This window comes from Paenibacillus chitinolyticus NBRC 15660, assembly GCF_000739915.1.
Lineage (GTDB): Bacteria > Bacillota > Bacilli > Paenibacillales > NBRC-103111 > Paenibacillus_F > Paenibacillus_F chitinolyticus.
In genome coordinates this window covers 178951-198895 of record NZ_BBJT01000004.1, presented here as the reverse complement: position 1 = coordinate 198895, position 19945 = coordinate 178951, and the positions used below count along the sequence as shown (strand labels likewise).

The following is a 19945-nucleotide window of genomic DNA, read 5'->3' as shown; positions in this document are numbered from 1 at the left end:
CGGGAGCGAGATAAAATGTGAGGAAACGGGAACATGCCCGCAGCCGTGCCGGGTTAGCATTCAAAAAACGATATGGTATACTGAAAGCATTACGATTGGAAAAGAGGGAATCCATTGATCGATCATATCGTGCTTGTAAAATTCGGCGAATCCACGACGGAGGAGCAGCTTCAGGACGTTATCGCCCGATTTAAAGCGTTGAAGAACCACCTGTCCGGCGTCATTGACCTGCAGGCGGGGCTGAATTTCTCCCCCAACAGCCAGGGGTATCAGCTGGTTCTGTCCGTCCGTTTCGAGAACCAGGAAGCGCTGGAAGCTTACGGACCTCATCCGGAGCATCAGGCGGTTGCCGCTTATATCCGCGAAGTCGGCCGTGTGGACAGCATTGTGGTTGACATCCGTATCTGATTGGGGAGCGACCCGAAGATATAAACGTACATACGAAGCCGTGTGCCGGATGGGTACCGGCTTCCTTTTATAGGATAGAAGGCGTTCTGAATACGAACAGAGGAAGGAAGAATCCGTTTATGAAAAAGAATCGACTGGGACAATCCGATCTGTTTATAAGTGAAGTCGGGCTTGGCTGCATGTCTCTAGGGACGGAGGAAAAAAAGGCGGTCGAACTCGTCTGCCGGGCTCTGGATCTGGGCGTAACGTTCCTCGATACGGCCGATCTGTACGACGAAGGCCGCAATGAGGAGCTGGTAGGCAAAGCGATCCGAGGACGCAGATCCGAGGTGGTGCTGGCGACGAAAGTGGGCAACCGCAGAGTACCGGGCCGGGAGGGATGGACGTGGGACCCGTCCAAAGCGTATATCAAATCGGCAGTGAAAGACAGCCTTAAGAGGCTCCAGACCGATTATATCGATGTGTACCAGCTTCACGGCGGGACGCTGGAGGACCCCATCGACGAAACGATCGAGGCTTTCGAGGAACTCAAGGAGGAAGGGCTCATCCGCCATTACGGGATCTCTTCGATCCGGCCGAACGTTATCCGCGAATATGTGAAGCGCTCCGGCATCGTCAGCGTGATGAGCCAATACAGCGTCTTGGACCGGCGGCCGGAAGAAGAGGTACTGCCCCTACTGGAGGACAAGGGCATCAGCCTGATTGCCCGCGGGCCGGTAGCCCGGGGCATTCTTACCGCAAGCGGAGAAGAGAAAGCCGCTCAGGGCTATCTCGATTACAGCCCGGAAGAACTGCCGCAGGTACGAGGGCAGCTGCTTGAGGCGGCCGGTCCGGGCAGAGACCCCGGCCATATGGCCATCCGTTACGCTCTGTCCCATCCGGCGGTAGCCGCCGTCATCCCGGGGGCCAGCTCCGTGGAGCAGCTCGCGCACAACGCGGAGGCGGCAGCGGCGGACCCGTTGTCCGCGGAAGAACTGGAGGAGATTCGCCGGATCTCCAAGGCTTCCCGCTACGCGCAGCACCGTTAGAAACAGCGCCGCCGAATAAATTTTATTCGCTCATTTGGGCCTGGGAATCAACCGGGCCTGGGCGAATCGCTCGGATTTCAAAGGACTGCGGACTATTCCGCAAATGATTTACCAGCCTCACGCATTCGAGGCCGTCCAGCGGCTTATCCCACTACCGGAAAGCCCGGTAGCGGATAAGCCGCTGGCGTGCCGGCCCATCAACGGTGAACGCTCGTGGCCGGGCGACTGTCCGCTGACCCGGTACAATCAGCCTTTAGTCGGCCGTTACAAGCTGCACTGCTTCTACGAGCCGACGGCGAAAGAGTGCGAAAACGGGTAAAACACATTTTGATTTCCCTGCATAAAAAAATCCCCCTGGTGCACAGAGGGACCCACCGGCAGCCGAACGGGAATGTCATTCCTGGGCGGCTTTTTGTTTGGCCGGAAATCAAGTGCGAGGGGGAGCTCAATAACGCCGAGTAACAGCCGGACACCGGGGTTTATGCCGGTGTCCGGCCTGTCTGCGTCTGCGGCGGGGCATGTCCGGCGGTACGGGTTCAGTCCGCCGCTTTTTTGAGCGGAACGGTCCAGTCCGCCGCGCCGATCCAGCTTGCATTGCTGAACTCCCGGCCGCGTACGCGAACCTCATGCTCGTAAACCTGGATGTACATTCCCTGAGACAACACTTTGGAGCGGCTGCGCCCTACGGTAGAGTTGCTGAACCAGTGAAAGGTGGCGTGGCGGGTATAATGGTTGGCCGTAAAATCGCGGTGCGTGTGGCCCGAGAATACGAATACATTGGGATAAGGGGCAAGAATAGCGCGCAGCTCGTTGGCCCGGATCACCCGGTGAGTGCCGCCGTCGGAGCCTTCCTGCGGAAGAGGCTGGTGAATCATGACGAGAACAGGGAGATGATTCTCCAGTTTCGCCAGCTCGGCTTTCAGCCAGTCCAGTTGGGTATCCGAGTACCACGCACCTTCGCCAACCTCAGGTTTTTCCTGCACGTAGGCTTCTTGGGACAGTAGGAAAACCGGAATTCTGCCGGCTTCAAACTTGCCGTAAGGGCGCTCGGTTTTCATAAAAGCCTGAAACCGCTGCCTCGATTGCGCATCCGTTTTACCGTTGGGCTGCGTCTCTGTGGCGAAGCTTCCTTTGCCGTCGATCCATATGTCGTAATAGTCGTGATTGCCCATGTTGGCATATAAAGGAGGCAGCTTGAAGCCGCTGAGCACGTTTTTGAGCTGCTTGTAATCGTTATCCGAGCCGTACTCGGTCAGATCTCCTCCCAAAATTAGCGCATCCCCGGGATGCTCCGGCTTTACGAGATCGGCCAGCGCTTTCTTCAGCTTGTCGGAGGTCCCGGAATCGTAAGGGGTGACGTGCAGGTCGCTCAGCAGCCAGAAGGACGCGAGCAGCTTTCCCGGGCCGGCAGGCACCGGAGTCGGCGTCCCGGATGGTCCTGGGGAAGCGGCGTTCAGCCCCGAGCCCAGCTCCTTGGAAGCGCCGCGTGTAAAAAAAGTGTAGAAAGCGGCGGCACCGAGAGAGGCCGCCGCAATAGCCCCCGCAAGGGAACGGAGAAATTGCCGTCTGTTCATGTCTCACTTCCGTTCGGAGATAGTTGTGCCGGAGCACGTTGTCTCCCTGATCATACGGATTACGGGCAAATCGGTTACACCCGGGGCGGGGAAAATCGGGCTACAGAACCGCTTTTTCGAAAGCACGCCGTATTCTGCGGACTCCTTCGACGATTTCGTGTTCCCGGATCGAGGCGTACGTGAGTCTAAAAAATCCTTTTTTCATGCCGTAAATGCTTCCGGGCCACAACATGACGCCTTCCTTTATAGCTAAATCGACCAATTGTTTGTCTTCCAAAGGCAGATTGAGCTTGAGCCAGACGTAATATCCCCCCGGTGCGTTATGGTTTCCGCCGAAAACGGATGCGTACGGATAAAGTTCGCTTTGCAGTGCGCTGAGCATGGCGTTTCTTCTTGCCGTCAAAGCTTCGCGGATGGAGATGAGGGATTGAACGGACGAAGGGGAGGTCATGTAGAGCTGCGCGAGCCGTTCTCCCGAATGGCTGGAGCTGTAACCCATCCGGTTTTTGGTCTCGGCGAGTTTGGCGATCACCGGAGGGGGAGCCACAATCCAGCCGGTACGCATGCCGGGTGTTGATATTTTGGACAACGTTCCGAGGTAGATGACGATCTTATCCCCTTCGGGAGAAGCTTTTAAAGGCGGAACGGGCGGCGAGCCGGACAGATGAAGCTGGCCGTACGGATCGTCTTCCACGAGCGGGAGCCGAAGCTGTTCGCACAAATCGATGAGTTTGGCGCGGCGGGCCGGACTGAGTGTTGTGCCTGTCGGATTCTGATAGGTGGGATTTGTAAAAACCATGCGGATGTTGTGCTTGTGAACCAGACGAGGCAGTTCGTCCGGGATCAGGCCGTGTTCGTCTACGGGAAGCGGGAACATGCGGATACCGGATGATGAGAATACTTGCATCGCATAGATGTAGGAAGGTCCTTCGAGAGCGACGGCGTCTCCGGGCTGGAGAAGAGTGTTGGAAATGAGCTGAAGCGAATGTTTCACTCCTGATGTGACCAGGATGCTCTCGGGAGAAGCGGAGATGCCGGACCGGGTTTTCATAAAATCGGACAGGGTGGCGCGCAAGGCCGGTTCACCCCGGTTATCCGAAAAGTAGCTGTAGGCCTGCGTGTAGTCGATTTGGGCAGCGAGCTCGCCGAGCAGACCGAGCGGCATCAGATCCGGGGACAGCTCCCCTTTGATCATGTTTACGATACCGGGTATGGATGCGGCTTCGCTGATCTTGTCGGTTATCGCCGCGTTGGGATTGAAGAAACGCCGTCCCAGATAATGATCCCAATTCGGCGCGGTCTGGACGGTCGTTTCCCAGAGGCTTTCGCTGACCCGGGTTCCGCTGCCCTGTACCGAATAAACAAGTCCGGTAGCCCGGAGTTCTTCGTATGCGGCCGATACGGTGCTCCGGTTGACGGACAATTGGAGCGCAAGCTCTCTTTCGGTCGGAAGTCGGGTGCCTGGCGAGAGCTCTCCTTTTAGGATCTGTTCCTTGAAATACGTACAAATTTGACGAAATATAGGGGTATGATCATAGGGCCGCGGTTTCCAGCGCATATTCATGGCTAACCCTCCTTGTTTCGTTTATTATACCGCAAGAGGGGATTGGATGGGGAAAAAAACTGGGATTGGCTGGTGTGTCTACATAATTTAGGCGATATACTGAACTTACTCGCTACTACATGACGAGGGTGAAAGGAGTTAGATGCGTTTGCTGTTCAAAGAGAAAAAATATGCCTGGTTTCTGCTGGCATTCTTATGGGTCTTCGGTTTTGTCGGATCTTTGGGCAGGTTCGTCATGGCTTATTATCAGAAGGACATTTCGGAAACGCTGGGCGTAGGACGAAGCTTTCTGGGCGCCACCTGGTCAACGGCCATTTTTATCGGCGCAATCAGCGCTCCGCTCGGCGGCTGGCTGATCGACAAAATCGGCTACAAGAAAGTCATGATTTATTCGGCGATCGCCAACCTTCTTTCGCTGGCTATCGTCCTGCTTTTCCGGAATCCCATCGGTTACTTCCTCGGTTTCGGATTGATTACAGGCATTGCGGGCATAGGGGCCTCGGCCAGCTATGTGCTGGTCGCGAACTGGTTCAAACATCACCGCGCCAAAGCGTTAATGATCATTGGTAGCGCGGGTTCGCTCGGATTGGCGGTGCTTACTCCCGTCCTTGTCAGCAACAAGGGCTGGCTGAACTGGACAACGGTATACACCGTGCTGTTTATTATCTCGCTCGCGTTTATTCCCTTGATTTTATTGATTGTCCGTTCCAACAAAGAGGCGCCCGAAGAAGAGGCGCCGGCAGCATCCGTGCAGGACTCATCGTCACCTACAAATAAGGAACCCGGTGAAGAACAGCCGCCGGCTCCCGCAGAACCTGTCTTTTCTCTGAAGAAAATGTCGGAAGGCTTCAAGGCTTTCCTGGTTTACCTGACCCGCCCGGTTATGCTGGTCATTATGTTCGCGCTCCTTACCTGCGGAATCAGCATGGGCACCGTCGAAATGAACCTGATGGCCATTCACCAGTTGGCCCACGTGTCGGATGGGATGATGTCCTCGTCCCTTAGTCTGCTCGGACTTCTGGAACTGGTGGGAGGAGTCACGTTCTCCTTTCTTCTGGATTACATGCCGCGTGTCAAAGCACTTGCTTACTTATATTTCTTCCGGATCGCCGGTTTCGCGGTCCTGTTCTTCCACTTCGATTATTCCCCTATTCTCTTCTCGCTGATTTTCGGAGCGACATACCTGGGCGCCGTGCCTGGCGGTATTCTCGTTGCCGGAGAAGCACTGAATGAAGGGAAGAAACAAATCGGCCTGCAGACGGGTATTCTCCTGCTCATTCATCAGTTGGGCGGAGTCGTTGCGGCAATTGCCGGCGGCCTCAATTTCGACCTTGCGAATGACTATCAGTTCCTGATCGCGGTCAACGTCGTTTTCAGCTTAATCGCTTCCGCGGGATACTTTGTTCTTTACCGCAAAGGAATCGGGACCAAGAAAGCTCCTGTTCTTACCGGTGAAGTCGGCGCCTGATATGAAACTTTCAAGAGAGGCGGGAGACTGCTCCCGCTTCTGCTTGACCGGCAGTCTAAGTCCGGCTTGACGTTTTCCTAACCTTTTGAGGTGCTTCGATATTTCTGTGCCGTCGGTGTTTTTCACGGTGTGCACTGGAGATATATAGTCTATGAGACAACACAGAGAAGATGAAGAAAGTGAGGTGTCGGCATAGGCAGCCCTTTTTTTTAAGCACAAATTGGATATTAATAGAAAACTAAGGAGTTGATATTAAAATATGAAAATAATACCAAGATACGATGAAGATTTTTTTAACTGTGTGGAAAGTCATTACGTCAGCTATTGGAAAGCAGAAGGCATCCCGGTTGAATATATGTTTTACGGTGCTTTGGAAGATACCAGTCACGTCTATGAGCATTTTATCGCAAAAAGGGACAACCGCTGGCTTTTCCACGATAAAAAACGCGTTATTGACGATATTCATCATTTCGGCCTGACATTACGCCAGGAGAGAATCGAAACGTTCCAAGAAGCGGAGCCGAAAATTATCGAAGCGCTGGATGAGGGGAAAATCGTGTTTTTCTTCATCGACGGGTACTATTTCAAACACCGCACCTTTACTTATCTCCAAAAGCATGAACCCCACTGCATGATGATTTCCCAGCTCAGCCACGAGGGCGGAAAGAAATGGTTTATTCAAGACCACTCCCAGCCGGATTTCTTCGACTACTACCCCCATGAAACGGTTGAAAAAGCCTATGACGATAACCCCACAGAACAATTTGTCAAAGAAATCATGATTTTCGACATCGACCGCGAACGGGCGGCCAATCCCGAACTGGATCAAATCAAAGCGAAATTCGAGCTCTGGGTCCGTGAATGCCGAGACGATTTTAAAATTTACCAGCAGACTATCGACTTTCTGGAAGCCAACAGTGCAGACATCTCCAAGGTAGAAGAAGAACTGGAGGCGTACCAGAATGCATTTTTCTTCCTTTACAGCTCCCGACTCCTGTTCAGCCGATTCCTCGATGTCATGAACATTGAAACCTCCATCCGCGAATCTTTAAATGAAAGCATTCAACTGACCGACAGAATCCGCAAACTGATCACCAACTACAAAATCCTGGGGAAAATAAGTGTTCCCAAAATTACGGAAGCATGCGGCAAACTCTACGAAATCGAGCCTAAAATGATCCAGACCCTAAAAGAAGAGCTGCTGGCACAAAAAATATAGGAGGAGTCAACTTTTATGAATCCAATTGAGCACAAAATCAGAGAAATTCTTACACAGGCGGACATTGCCGTCGACCAGATCGGAAGCAATGACGATATGACCACAATGGGGTTGAACTCGTTAACCCTGATTAAATCGATGCTGGAGATCATTAAGTTTTACGATCTCGAAATCGACGAGGAAAGCGTGGAGTTTTACAACATCAAAACGATTCAGAACATGGTGGACTTCGTATCCGCGAATGTGGCCGAGAAGGCGAACGCTTAAACCCACAAAGAGGACAACCTTAAACAGGGAAGGGGCATTATTTTAATGGAAAAAACAACAGGAACGGCAGCACACTACGATGTTATCGTAATCGGGGCGGGAATCGCGGGAACGATCCTGTCCGCCATTTTGGCCAGACAGCAGCTCAGCGTGCTCGTCATCGATGCGGCGACTCATCCGCGTTTCGTTATCGGGGAATCGATGATTCCCGCGACATCTTTTATGATGCGGATTATGGCCGAGCGTTACGATGTGCCTGAAATCATGCACTGCAGCACACTGCCGTTCGTTCAAAATCATATCACATCGAATTCCGGGACAAAACGCAATTTCTCATTCTTCTATCACCGCGAGGGAGAGGCCCAGAATCCGAAGGAAAGCACGCAACTGCCGGTGCCTAATATCCCTTACGGGCCCGAGGCTCACTTGTTCAGACAGGACACCGATGCCTACATGATGGCGGTTGCCATTAAATATGGCGCCAAAGTGAAGCAGAAGACGATGATCTCCGATATCGACATTCACGAGGATGGCGTAAACATCAAAACGACGGCGAACGAAGAGTTCAGCGCCAAGTATATCGTGGACGCCAGCGGTTTCAACTCCGTATTGGCGAAGCGTCTCGGTCTGCGCGAAGAGCCGTCGCGGATGAAAACGAAATCCCGTTCCATTTTCACCCACATGGTAGGCGTGAAACCGTTCGACGAAATTACAAATAAGGACGAGCACAAGCTCCCCAACCGGATTCATAACGGTACGCTGCATCATATTTTTGACGGCGGCTGGCTGTGGGTCATCCCGTTCGACAACAACGCGAAATCGACGAGTATTCTTTGCAGCGTAGGTCTTCAATACGACCTGAACCGCAATCCGGACAACGTTCCGACCAAAAAGCCGGAGGAAGAATTTGCCGACTTCCTCGAAGCCTATCCCGATGTCAAAAAACAATTCGAAAACGCCAAACCGGTTAGAGAGTGGATTTCCAGCGGAGGCCGACTTCAATATTCCGCAAGCAAGGTTATCGGCAAGCGCTTCTGTCTGCTGGCACACGCTTCCGCGTTTATCGACCCGCTGTTCTCCAGAGGACTTGCCATCACGACAGAGACGATCAATTCGCTCGCCCAGCGGTTAATCGACGCCGTAAGGGAAGACGACTTCAACGAAGAGCGCTTCGAACCGGTTTCCCGTATCATTCAGCAATCCTACGACACGAACGATCGCCTCGTTTCCTGCTCGTACACCGCTTTCCGTGATTTTAACCTCTGGAATGCCTGGTACCGCGTTTGGGCGCTCGGACAAGCTTTCACCTCTCTTCGTCTGACTCAAGTTCTTTCGAAATTCTACAAAGAAAGAGATATGCAAATTTTGCTTGATATCGAGAAAGCTCCTTACATCGGCTCCTTGTGCGTGGATTTTGCGGAGTTCCAGCCTCTGTTCGAAAAGATAGCCTCGACGGTGGAAGCGGTCCGTGATCACGGTCTTTCCACGGAGGAAGCGACCAAGCGGATTTACGGCTATTACGAAGAAGTGCAGAGCTTCATTCCGGACCAGTACGAGTTTTTGAACCCGGACAGACGCTTTATTTCCAAAATGGACATGCTTTCCCTCTATGAAGTCGTCATGTGGGGCGCGCAGCAGGCGCCGGAAACGATCCGTAAGCTGTATTTCGATATCGACGAATCTTTCCTGAAGGGAACGAAGGAGCCCGCTTCCAATGAGGTTCCCGTTGCGACGGTATAACTTGTCGGGGGGCTGTAAATCATGCATCTTCTTCTCAATGTAATGATCGCTCTGATTCTCATTCTTACATCCGCGCGGATTATGGGAAGAGTGGCGCTTCTGCTGAGGTTTCCTTCTGTAATCGGGGAGATGGTGGCGGGGATTCTTCTGGGACCCACCTGCTTCATGTATTTCTTTCCCGAGATCAGTAAAACGGTATTCAATGCGGATGTCGGCAATGTGATCTATATTTTAAGCAATTTCGGCTTGTGCCTGTACATGCTGCTCGTAGGGATGGAGATGAAAGGCATCGACCGGAAATCGTTCCGGCAGGCCGGTATGCTCGCTTCATCGGGAATCATTCCTCCCTTCCTGCTTGGAGGGGGAATCTCCCTCTTCCTGTATGCGTCCCTTGCGCAGCAGCAGATTACCCAGCTCGAATTTTTCCTGTACATGGGCGTCGCCTTATCCATTACCTCGATACCCATGCTGGCGAGAATCCTGGAGGAGCAGGGGCTGCTTCAGTCACGTTTCGCCTCGCTTACACTGCTGGCGGGAAGTATAGACGACGTCGTCTCGTGGTGCATCTTGGCTGTCGTCATCGTAATGGTGCAGGCGAAAAACATGTTTTCGGGAATGTCGACTCTGTTGTATACCGTGTTGTTCGTTCTGATTGTGCTGTTTGTCGTCAAACCGCTTATGGAGCGCTTTGGCGCAAAGGTTCAAAAGGCCGGTTTCTTATCGCACGGAGGTCTGGCCCTAGTGCTTTTAATGACTATGGGCGCGAGTTTCGTCACGGAATACATCGGCATTTATGCCGTCTTCGGCTGCTTTATTCTGGGACTGGCCATGCCGCGCAGCGAAGTGTTCCTCAGTGAAATGAACATCAAAATCAGGGACATTACCGTCGTCTTTTTCCTCCCGCTTTATTTCGCCTATTCGGGCATGAAGACGAATCTGCTGGATCTCTTCAGCGCCGATATGCTGGTTCCGTTCCTTATCCTGCTGTTTTGCTCCATCGTCGGCAAATACGGCGGATGCACGCTTTATATGAGAAAGATCGGATTCAGCTGGAGGGAGGCATCCGCAGTCGGCGGCTTAATGAATGCCAGAGGTCTGATGGAGCTGGTCGTCATCAACATAGGGATGACTTACGGAATCATCACGCCCAAGCTGTACGCGATGCTCGTGCTGATGGCGCTTGTGACCACTGCCCTGGCCATGCCGATCTATTCATTCTCGATGGGAACCAAGCCTCGTTCGGCTGCACCGGTATTCCCTCCTAAAGTCCAGTACCGTACAGAGGACGGGGCATAGGAACATCAATCTGAAGAAGGTGGGAACACAATGAATATTCAAGACAAAATCAAACAATTTATTATGGAAGCCTCGGACGGCAATGTGACGCCGGAGGATCTGGAAAGAGTGGGCGACGACATCGGAAGGTTGGGACTGGATTCCCTGGCGAAGATCAAAATCGTCGTTCTGCTGGAAGAAGCTTACGATATCGAAACCGAAGTGGAAGAAATCAGTCCGGAAGTGCTCAATTCCATTTCCCGTCTGGCGGAATTCATCGAGGAGGAAGTTCAGAAAGTTTCTGTATAACGCTCTTTAATCATTCTTCAACCGGAAGGGGACTAAAATCAGTGAGCCAGTTTATTGAAGAGATGGTTTATGCCTCTCAAATTTTATACCTGGAGGGACATAACGACATTAACAACGGGCAAATTTCCTACCGTGATCCTGAATCGGGAAATATCTGGATCCGGAAAGGGTTCCTGGGCTGGGAAGAAACGACGCCGGATGATTTTATCCTTATCGATTCCGAAGGTAACCGTCTGAAGGGAGAGGGGCATATCCCCTCGGAATGGCCGCTTCACACAGAAACCTACAAAGCAAGGGCGGACGTGAACTGCATTATCCATTCGCATCCCCCGTATTCCATGATTTTCAGTGCCACGGATTTGGACCTTCGTCCGGTCACGCACGATGCTACGCCGATTATGAATACACAGCGGTTTACGCTGACTACAAATACGGTAACGAATCCGAATATTGCGGCACAAGTAGCCGAGTCCCTCGGTAAAAGCAACACGCTGCTGCTCAAAAACCACGGGCTTGTCGCAGCCGGCAAAACGATTCCGGAAACCGTCTGCTGGGCGGCCGTTCTGGAGAATGCCTGCAAACTTCAGCTTATCGCCGAATCGACAGGTGTTCCTTATACGTGGACAGAAGGCCATGAGATCAAAATGAAAAGCAAAATCATCTTCGGCGCGACAGCGATCCGGGAATACTGGGCCTACTGGTGCAGGAAGGCAGACCGGCATTTTAATCCCGATTCCAAAAATCATTTGGTAGGAGTGTAACATGACCAATCAACTGTTAACTCAAGAGGATGTACTGTCCATTTTCTACAATTTAAAAGGCCGGGAATACGTCGGAAGCAAATTTTCCAAATCTCCCCGTCCGGAAAGACATAAAAACTTCGAAGGTCCTTATACCCGCCTGAAAACATCCGTTTTCAACAAAACCAATGAAGACATGCTGCCCAAGACAGGACTAAGCATTCTGGAGCAGGTGCTGCTCAGCTCTTTCAGTGTCACGTCGGTTAAATTTTACGGCTACCAGTCCGAAATGCTGTGGTCGTTCCCGTCTGCCGGAGGTTGCTATCCGGTCGATGTGTATGTGATTGTCCGTTCGCTGGACGGAGTGGAGCCGGGCATTTATTATTACTCGCCTCTCAATACTTCTCTTCATAAAATCGCCTGCGCGGATTCTCTTTTCCTGCTGGATGAGGCGATTCTTCCACAGGATCAGGACGCGGATTATTACATCATGGTTTCGGCCGTTCCTTGGCGCAGCTGCTGGAAATACTCCCATCGCGGTTACCGTTTCAGTTTTATCGATGCGGGCCATGTCCTGGCAAATTTCCAGACGATCTTCCATTCGCTCGGCGTAAATTTTACCACGTATACCGCATGCAAAGATCAGCATATCAAAACGCTGCTTCATCTGGACAGCCACGAGGAACCGGTCGGCATTATCGCCGTCAAGCAGCACGAAACCAAACCTCTGGCCGTGCAGCAGGCCTATCGCGGAAACTATCAAAGCCGCTGCATCACTACGTTCGACAGCGGTTTGTCCGAATTCGACTGGGAACCGATCCGGCTGTACCAGGAAAAGGTGCGCCAGTCACTTCAGCACCAGCAGCCATCCGAAGACTGGACAGTGCGCCATCATATCCCGGCGGAGTGGAACGATTACAATGAGATGCTGCGTCTGATCATCGAACGCCGCTCCAGCTCCTCCTATCTGCCGGTTGAAATTCCCCGTCACGATTTCATCCGTCTGCTGGAATTTGTAAACAGTCTCGGTATGCCAATCCGCATATTCTGCGTTGTCCATGCCGTGGAGGGAATGATTCCGGGCACCTATGAATTCAACGGCAGCGAGCTGAAAATGATCAAAGCCGGCGATTTCAGAGCCCGCTCCACACAGCTTTGCTTCGATCAGGAGTTCGTCCATGATTCTTCGGTCTTGTTCTTCTTTGCGATCGATAAGTCTCAAGTGAACGATAAAAACTTTTACACTTATCAGCAAAGACTGGTGGACATGGGAATTCTGGCTCAAATGATTTATCTCAAATCGGGAGAATTGAAGCTGGGTTACTCGGCGATCGGCGGCTATTACGACGAAGAAGCGAAGGAACTGTTTAACCTCGGCGAAAACATGGACCTGCTATACTCCGGCACATTGGGCAAAGACGACGTTAACTCCGCCTTCAAGGTTAAAATGGACCGCTACTATCTCAACAAACCGAAAGACAGTGAAGAGGTAAAGGGTGACTCGCCGGCTCAAAACGGGCGCATCATCGACAAGCTGTACGAAGCGGTGCTGAAATACGGACCGAAAGAAGCGATCCGCTACGCGGATGAAAGCTATACGTACCACCAGTTCTGGAACCAGGTGGAGAAAACGGGCGCCTGGATCAAGCAGCAGATTCCGAAGCAGTATCCCGTGGGGATTTCCATGAAGAACTGCCCGAACTACTTGTTCGCCTACTACGGACTTCTTCTGGAAGGGTATATTCCGATGCTGATCGACCATACTTTTACCCAGGATGAGGTGGACAATCTCTGCTCCTACTACAATATCGGCTCCCTTCTTACGCTTGACGGGGAAGGCCGGATTCAGGTTCAGCTGCGGGATGAAAACTTCGACTCGTTCGATGAAGACGAATTCGCGAATGTGGCGACGTGCCGCTTCTCTTCGGGAACGACAGGCCGGCCCAAATGCCTGATGTTTACCCACGATGCGGTGATCAATGCCGGAGTGAACTGGGCGAAGGCTTCAGGGATCACTTCCGCCGATAACGTGCAGGTAACCGCGCTGTTCCATAACGGACTCGCCTTTAATACTTCTCTGCTTGCCGTATTCGTGTCGGGCGCCTGCCTGTTTATCGCAAAGCAGATTACACCGAAATCGATCTGGGAGACGGTGATGAAGGAGAACATCTCGATTCTGGTCGCCTTCCCTGTCGTCTATGATCTGCTTAACAACTCGAAATATTGCAAACCGGAACACAATCTACGCTTGTGCTTGTCCTCTGCGGCTCCACTGCACTATGCCGTGAAGCAGTCGTTCCTGGACAAGACGGGTATGGAAATCTGCGATTATTACGGAATCGTCGAGGCAGGGCCCTGCACGTTCAATAACGGCAGTAAGGAAGCTTCACTCGGTACGCCGGTTCCCGGCGTCGATATCCGGATCGTGAACGAAGAGGGTTTTGCCGTTGCGGACGGTGAATCGGGCATTATCCAGGTCCGTTCCTCCTCGATGGCCAAAGGCTACTACAAAGCCTCCTTCCCGTTTGTCATATCGCCGGACGGCTATTATCAGACGACGGACAGAGGGTTTATCGAAAGCAATCACTTGCACATTAACGGCCGTTCCTCGGACATGATCAACGTCGCCGGCAAGAAGATGGACCCGCTTGAAGTGGAGAATGTCCTGCTGAAGCTGTCGGGCGTTCAGGATGTCGCCGTTGTCGGCATCATGAATGAGCGGAAGACGACCGAGTATCCGGTAGCCTTTGTCGTACTTGATCCGGGTGTGACGATCGACGATCTTATCGCACACTGCCAGCAGTATCTGGCTCCGTTCAAGCTTCCGCAAAAATTTGTTACGGTAGACAGCATTCCGCGCAGCGGAGTCGGCAAAATCAAACGCAAGGAATTAGCGGATTCACTGTCATAAGCAAAGCAAACTCATACGCCGGCGGGACACACCGCCGGCGCTCCATAAAACACATAAATGAGGGATAATCATGCTCGTTCTTCAAGATTACATTCAAAAGTCCTTTGCGGACCGCATCGGTGGGGATAAGTTCGGCAAAGGAAACGAGGTTTATAAATTCGAGAAAATTAAACGCGCGAAGGCTCAAGCTTTAAAGGAAAAACCGGGTATCCCTATTATCGACATGGGATTAGGGGAGCCGGACTGGATGGCCGACAAGGAAGTCGTTAACGTTCTTTCCACGGAAGCGGCCAAACGGGAAAACCGGTTCTACTCGGACAACGGGTCGTTCGAATTCAAGGAAGCGGCAGCCGCTTATATGGAGCGGATTTACGGTGTAAAGGGGCTTGATCCAACGACCGAAATCAATCACTGTATCGGCTCTAAGCCTGCCCTGGCCCAGATTCCGGCCGTTTTCATCAATCCGGGAGATATTACGCTGATGACCGTGCCGGGCTATCCTGTTATAGGTACCCACACCCAGTGGCTTGGCGGTGAAGTGGTCAAGATGCCGCTGCTGGAGGAGAACGGCTATCTGCCCGATCTCAATGCCTTGTCCGACGAGGTGAAGAAAAGAGCGAAGCTGCTCTATTTGAATTACCCGAACAATCCGACCGGTGCCGTGGCTACCCGGGCGTTTTATGAAGAAGTCGTCCGCTTCGCCAAAGAAAACGAAATTATCGTCGTCTCCGATGAAGCTTACGCCGCCTTGACGTTCGACGGAGAACCTCCGCTGTCGTTCCTGTCCGTCCCGGGGGCCAAAGACGTGGGCGTTGCCATCCAGTCCTTGTCGAAGGCGTTTAACATGACAGGCTGGAGACTCGGTTTCGTAGCCGGGAACGAGCTTGTTCTTAAGGCCTTTTCTTATGCGAAAGACAATCACGATTCCGGGCAGTTTCTGGCGATTCAAAAGGCAGGCGTCTACTGTTTGAATCACCCGGAAATTACGGAGGCTACCGCCGCCAAATATTCCAGACGGCACGGTCTTCTGGCCGAAGCTTTAGGCTCGGTCGGTTTTAAAGTGCAGAAGCCCAAAGCGACCTTCTATTTGTACGCGCAGGCTCCCAAGGGGATAGAAGACGGCCCCCGTTTCGACAGTGCGGAGGACTTCTCCCAATATCTCATTACCGAAAAGCTCATCTCCACCGTGCCATGGGACGACGCAGGCGCGTATGTGCGTTTCTCCGTCACGTTCGAAGCAGATGGCGAAGAGGAAGAAAGAGCATTGATCGACGAGTTGAAATCGAGGCTGCACGGACTCCGGTACATCTGGTAATCCCGGCGCATAGGCAGTATGAACAGGACAGAAGGCTGCCCTCAATTTTAAGAAGGAGTGAAGGCGCGTGAAAACGGGAACTAAAGTGCTGCCTGTGGAGATACCTCCCATCCATGGACGCATGTATTACGCGTTTCCTTTGAGCATACTCGGTCCGGCGGGTTCTTATATGCCCTGGATGCTCAACAATTTTATACAGCTGCAGGCTTATTCGCTGACCAGGACCCGGGAAGAGCAAGTCGCGGAAATCCGTTTCTATAACGCGGACGAGCCCGGCTGTTTCAGTGAAGTGTTGACGATTGTGCCGGAAGCGGCGGGAAAAGAGCCGGACATTCACCGGCAGGCGGTGGAAGCCATTGACCGGGACCAGTACGTGTATGCCTATGTAGATAAATATTATGTGGCGGACAACCCTTTCCACGGTAAAAAACACGTTATCCAGGAAGCGCTGATCTATGGATACGATCTGGAGGAGCAAACTTTTCAGATTCTCGGATTTAACAAAAGCAGACTGTTCGCTTCTTCAACCGTTCCTTTTGCCGACATTGCCAAAGGGATCGTCCACTCTCCCGTTACGGATGTTTTCCTGTTGAAGCCGAAAGAAGATTTCAATCCGGAATTCCAACTGGACAAGGTGATCCCGCTTCTGACCCAGTACGTAGACTCGGCGGATAAGCATACCGGTCTTGCACTCCCCGAGCGTTCTCAACTGGTGTTCGGACTCGACGTATACAAAAGCGCTGTGGAGTCTCTGAGGTGCATTTTGGACAGGGAAGGTGCTGTCGTTACGAATATCGCGTACCTCCATATCCTCTGGGAGCACAAGAAGGTCATGGGAGTCCGGCTTCAATACATGCTGGAGCATGGGATAGCCGTACATTCCGGTCTGGACATCGTGCAGGAAGCATACCGGCAAATGGAACAGGAATTGTTCAACTTGAGAAACAAATTGCTCAAATACGAGCTCACTCAAAGCGCGCGTCTGATCGAACAGATCATACAGAGTCTCGATGCGATGGCGCTGAAAGAAAAGCAGGTTCTGGAGCTTTGGCTGGAAAGACTGGCTATGATACCGGGCTGAATTTCATCTCGATTAAGAAGGGAGCGCGCTGCGTTGACGTATAACCAATCTCTCCGCCCGTTTAACGACTTCTGGATGAACTGCGTGTCGAACACGGTTTATTCCATTGCCGTCTCAAACGATTCCAGCTACCGGACGGCTGCTTATCTGAACCACTACACGTATCAGGTCGCAGTTGATCCTTCATTCACTTATTTAACGATGGACCACCCGCTCAAGTATCAGAATGAGGTTTTCAATGATTTTATCCGAGAGTGGGAGCCTTACTATTTCCGGAATCCGCAGGCAATCGGGGAAGAAATCGGCGAACTGCTGGACAGCGGTCAGCTCCCGGTCGTTCACGTGGATTTATTTCACTGGATTCCGAACTCGCTCGCCTGGAAACAGTACCACTGGTACCACTACTCCCTGATCACCGGTTACGATGCGGAGCGTTCGGTATACCGGGTGCTGGATGACGATATCAACGGTTTCCGGGATTTTGAAGTTCCACCCGAACGTCTTCAGGAGGCTTTTCTCAGCTCGCAGACGGAGAATAATCCGGCTTATCAGGAGCCTCCTTGTTCTTTGATCCGGTTGAAGGACCAGATTCCGCCTTTCGAATTCAAACTTTCCGATTTGAGCCGTCATGCGGAAAGGCTGATCGGAGAGCTGGACAACCTGCAGACGGAGCATTTGTGGGAGGGAACGCCGGAACCGGACAAGTTTGAAGAGAGCATGACCAACGGACTGGTCGGCGTCAATATTATCGAAAGCAGACAGACGGGAAACCGGCTTATGCTGCGCTATTTACTGGATGCAGGGTTTATCCGGGAAGCTGATTTTCAGACGCTCGACAAGGAACTTGAGGATTTGGCACTAGGCTGGTTCAAAGCGAAAAATGTGTTTATCAAGGCGAAGTTTTCGTTGAAAAGAAGGTTTAACCGGGATCAGCTCCTGACCCTGGCCGTGCCGCTTCTTTCCCGGGAGAGAAGTTTTTGGGCGGCGCTTCTCGAAACTACCGGTGCTGCGGCAGCACTCTCCAAGGAATCTTAGAAAGGCAGCCAAGGAGGGCACTAAGATATGAAATATATCGGAACGGAACAAACAGAGGCTTCCCGGCACCACGGAAGGCTCCAGCCTGTTCCAGGCGTCCGGCATTACCAGGCGGTCCGGGCTTGCAGGCTTAAGCCTGATCTGGAAGGGGGACCTGGCTGGACCTTTCATAATGCACCTATGCTGGCTTTCTGGAGGCAGCGGTTTTATTTGCAGTATATTACATGTCCCGTGGAAGAGAATCATCCTCCCGCCCGGACGATGATCACAAGCTCGGCCGACGGCAAGGAATGGACCGAACCGGTGATTGCGTTTCCTTCCTATGAAATACCGGAGGGGGTATATAGCGGCCCGGACGGAGCTGACCTGCCGAAAGGCAGCCTTGCCGTCATGCATCAGCGTATGGGATTTTATACGGCAGCCGATGGAAGACTGCTGACGCTGGGCTTCTACGGCATCTGTCCGGTTCTTTCCGTAATGCCCAATGACGGCCGCGGAATCGGCCGGGTCGTTCGTGAGATATACCCGGACGGGTCCATGGGCCCCATTTATTTCATTCGGCTGAATGTCCATGCGGGATGGAATACCGGTAACACGAGCTATCCTTTGTATACGGAATCGCCGGATGAGGGGTTTGTCGAGGCATGCCGGCTGTTACTGCAAGACAGGCTGGCGACGATTCAGTGGTGGGAAGAAGATCAGAGCGAGGATGGTTTTTATCCGCTTGCGGGTTACAAAGCGCTGAGCTGCTATCCCCTGCCCGGTAACAAGGTAGCCGGTATCGGCAAAAACGGGAAATATGCTTTAAGCGAAGACAATGGGGAAAGCTGGACAGAGACGGGGGAAATTGACGGTCTGGTCACAGCGGGTAGCAAGCTGTGGGGCCAGCAAACGCCGGACGGCAAATATGCGCTGCTGTACAATCCCAGCCCTAACAACGCGTACCGCTGGCCGCTGGCCGCAGCCGTAAGCGAGGACGGGCTTCATTTCGACAAGCTCCGGTTAATCGGAGGGGAAGTTCCCCCGCGCCGCTATACAGGCTTTTACAAATTTTACGGGTTGAATTATGTCCGCGGAATATCGTCCGGAAACGGCACACCGGAAGAGGACGCAATCTGGGTCACTTACAGCATGAACAAGGAGGATATTTGGGTAGCCCGCATTCCGGTGCCCTTGGTGCCGGATTTCCACGATGATGGAGATGCGGCAGCTCCTACGGCAGACACGGATACAGATACAGATACCGATACGGATGCCTCGACCCTTGGGGGAAGAGTGTACGGCTTGTCCGGTTCTCCCATTGAAACGGCAAAAGCAGCGGCCCCGGCGCCGGACACCGATGGATCCGGTCCCGTATCCGCAGCCGGACAGCTCTGCGAAATGCCCGCTCTTTCAAGCTCCGGCCTGGAAGATTTCGACGGCTGGAGCATCTATCGGCCCAAATGGTCGGAGATCCGTTTAAGAGGAGATTCCGGCCTGATCTTGAGCAGCCGTGACCCCTATGACTACGTCAAGGTGGAGAAAGCTTTCGCTTTCAGGGCCGGCCATCAAACGGATGTGACGATCGGTATCCGGCCCCTTGCCATCGGAACGGTACCGCTTACGATCGAACTGACCGATGGACGGGGCGAAACGGCCGTCTGGCTCCATTGGAGCACGGACGGACGTATTTCGGTCCTGCAAGAAGAAAGCCGCGTATTCTTACAAACCTACGAAGAGGGCGCCGAGTATGAATGCGTGCTGTCCATCGATCCGGAAAATGGCAGCTTAAGCCTTTCCATAGACGGGACGCCGGCAGGAAAGCTTTTTGAGTATCATGCAGCGAAGGCGGGAACCGTCGCGTTCAAAGTAGGCGAGAGGCCGTTCCGTGTCTCCCTGGACACGCCCTTGGACGGCGGGGACCTCGGCATCCCGGACGAGCCGCTCCTTCCCTCCGCCTACTGCATCCGCTATGTGAAGCTTCAAAGTTCGCGTTATTCAAATCGTGTGCAAGCCGAAAGGAGATGACGTG

At 52.6% G+C, this 19945-nt stretch carries 16 protein-coding genes and 1 pseudogene; 15 read left to right on the top strand and 2 right to left on the bottom strand.

All coding sequences use genetic code 11. The annotated features are described in order from the left end of the window. Nucleotides 1–114 precede the first annotated feature (114 nt). The 3 genes and pseudogenes from PCH01S_RS10895 to PCH01S_RS10885 all read left to right on the top strand — a co-directional run. Nucleotides 115–408, top strand: a complete 294-nt coding sequence (locus PCH01S_RS10895; protein ID WP_042229211.1) for a Dabb family protein — start codon at nt 115–117, stop codon at nt 406–408. A gap of 119 nt (nt 409–527) precedes the next feature. Then, nucleotides 528–1436 (top strand): aldo/keto reductase, encoded by a 909-nt coding sequence (locus PCH01S_RS10890; protein ID WP_042229210.1) that lies wholly within the window; start codon nt 528–530, stop codon nt 1434–1436. Between the two features lie 40 nt (nt 1437–1476). Beyond that, nucleotides 1477–1755 (top strand): annotated as a pseudogene (locus PCH01S_RS10885) (cell wall hydrolase); the annotation flags it as partial. A gap of 217 nt (nt 1756–1972) precedes the next feature. On the opposite strand, the gene PCH01S_RS10880 reads toward PCH01S_RS10885, so the two are convergent. Both PCH01S_RS10880 and PCH01S_RS10875 read right to left on the bottom strand, forming a co-directional pair. After that, nucleotides 1973–3010: a metallophosphoesterase family protein gene (locus PCH01S_RS10880; RefSeq protein ID WP_042229208.1), complete on the bottom strand. Its 1038-nt coding sequence runs from the start codon at nt 3008–3010 to the stop codon at nt 1973–1975. Nucleotides 3011–3110: 100 nt separating this feature from the next. Then, on the bottom strand, nt 3111–4574 hold the full coding sequence (locus PCH01S_RS10875) for an aminotransferase-like domain-containing protein (protein ID WP_042229205.1): 1464 nt from the start codon (nt 4572–4574) through the stop codon (nt 3111–3113). A gap of 142 nt (nt 4575–4716) precedes the next feature. Here PCH01S_RS10875 and PCH01S_RS10870 point away from each other — a divergent pair, with 142 nt between their 5' ends. From PCH01S_RS10870 to PCH01S_RS10815, 12 genes are all read left to right on the top strand, one after another. Next, nucleotides 4717–6042, top strand: a complete 1326-nt coding sequence (locus PCH01S_RS10870; protein WP_053228695.1) for an MFS transporter — start codon at nt 4717–4719, stop codon at nt 6040–6042. A 259-nt stretch (nt 6043–6301) separates the two neighbouring features. Further along, nucleotides 6302–7261 (top strand): hypothetical protein, encoded by a 960-nt coding sequence (locus tag PCH01S_RS10865; RefSeq protein WP_042229202.1) that lies wholly within the window; start codon nt 6302–6304, stop codon nt 7259–7261. A 15-nt stretch (nt 7262–7276) separates the two neighbouring features. Continuing rightward, on the top strand, nt 7277–7528 hold the full coding sequence (locus tag PCH01S_RS10860; protein WP_009677159.1) for an acyl carrier protein: 252 nt from the start codon (nt 7277–7279) through the stop codon (nt 7526–7528). 45 nt (nt 7529–7573) lie between these two features. Continuing rightward, on the top strand, nt 7574–9268 hold the full coding sequence (locus tag PCH01S_RS10855; RefSeq protein ID WP_042229200.1) for an NAD(P)/FAD-dependent oxidoreductase: 1695 nt from the start codon (nt 7574–7576) through the stop codon (nt 9266–9268). A 21-nt stretch (nt 9269–9289) separates the two neighbouring features. After that, nucleotides 9290–10564, top strand: a complete 1275-nt coding sequence (locus tag PCH01S_RS10850; protein ID WP_042229199.1) for a cation:proton antiporter — start codon at nt 9290–9292, stop codon at nt 10562–10564. A 30-nt stretch (nt 10565–10594) separates the two neighbouring features. After that, nucleotides 10595–10852, top strand: coding sequence for an acyl carrier protein (locus tag PCH01S_RS10845; protein WP_042229197.1), 258 nt, complete (start codon nt 10595–10597; stop codon nt 10850–10852). A 41-nt stretch (nt 10853–10893) separates the two neighbouring features. Next, nucleotides 10894–11613: a class II aldolase/adducin family protein gene (locus tag PCH01S_RS10840; RefSeq protein ID WP_042229195.1), complete on the top strand. Its 720-nt coding sequence runs from the start codon at nt 10894–10896 to the stop codon at nt 11611–11613. A gap of 1 nt (nt 11614) precedes the next feature. After that, nucleotides 11615–14503 (top strand): AMP-binding protein, encoded by a 2889-nt coding sequence (locus tag PCH01S_RS10835; RefSeq protein ID WP_042229194.1) that lies wholly within the window; start codon nt 11615–11617, stop codon nt 14501–14503. 70 nt (nt 14504–14573) lie between these two features. Then, nucleotides 14574–15818 carry an LL-diaminopimelate aminotransferase gene (locus PCH01S_RS10830; protein ID WP_042229191.1) on the top strand — a complete coding sequence of 415 codons (1245 nt, stop codon included), beginning with the start codon at nt 14574–14576 and terminating at the stop codon, nt 15816–15818. A 67-nt stretch (nt 15819–15885) separates the two neighbouring features. Further along, nucleotides 15886–16899 (top strand): hypothetical protein, encoded by a 1014-nt coding sequence (locus PCH01S_RS10825; protein ID WP_042229189.1) that lies wholly within the window; start codon nt 15886–15888, stop codon nt 16897–16899. Between the two features lie 33 nt (nt 16900–16932). Then, a complete protein-coding gene (locus tag PCH01S_RS10820; protein WP_042229188.1) occupies nt 16933–17934 on the top strand; it encodes a cysteine peptidase family C39 domain-containing protein in 1002 nt (333 codons plus the stop codon). 27 nt (nt 17935–17961) lie between these two features. Then, nucleotides 17962–19941: a sialidase/neuraminidase family protein gene (locus PCH01S_RS10815; protein ID WP_042229187.1), complete on the top strand. Its 1980-nt coding sequence runs from the start codon at nt 17962–17964 to the stop codon at nt 19939–19941. Nucleotides 19942–19945 lie beyond the last annotated feature (4 nt).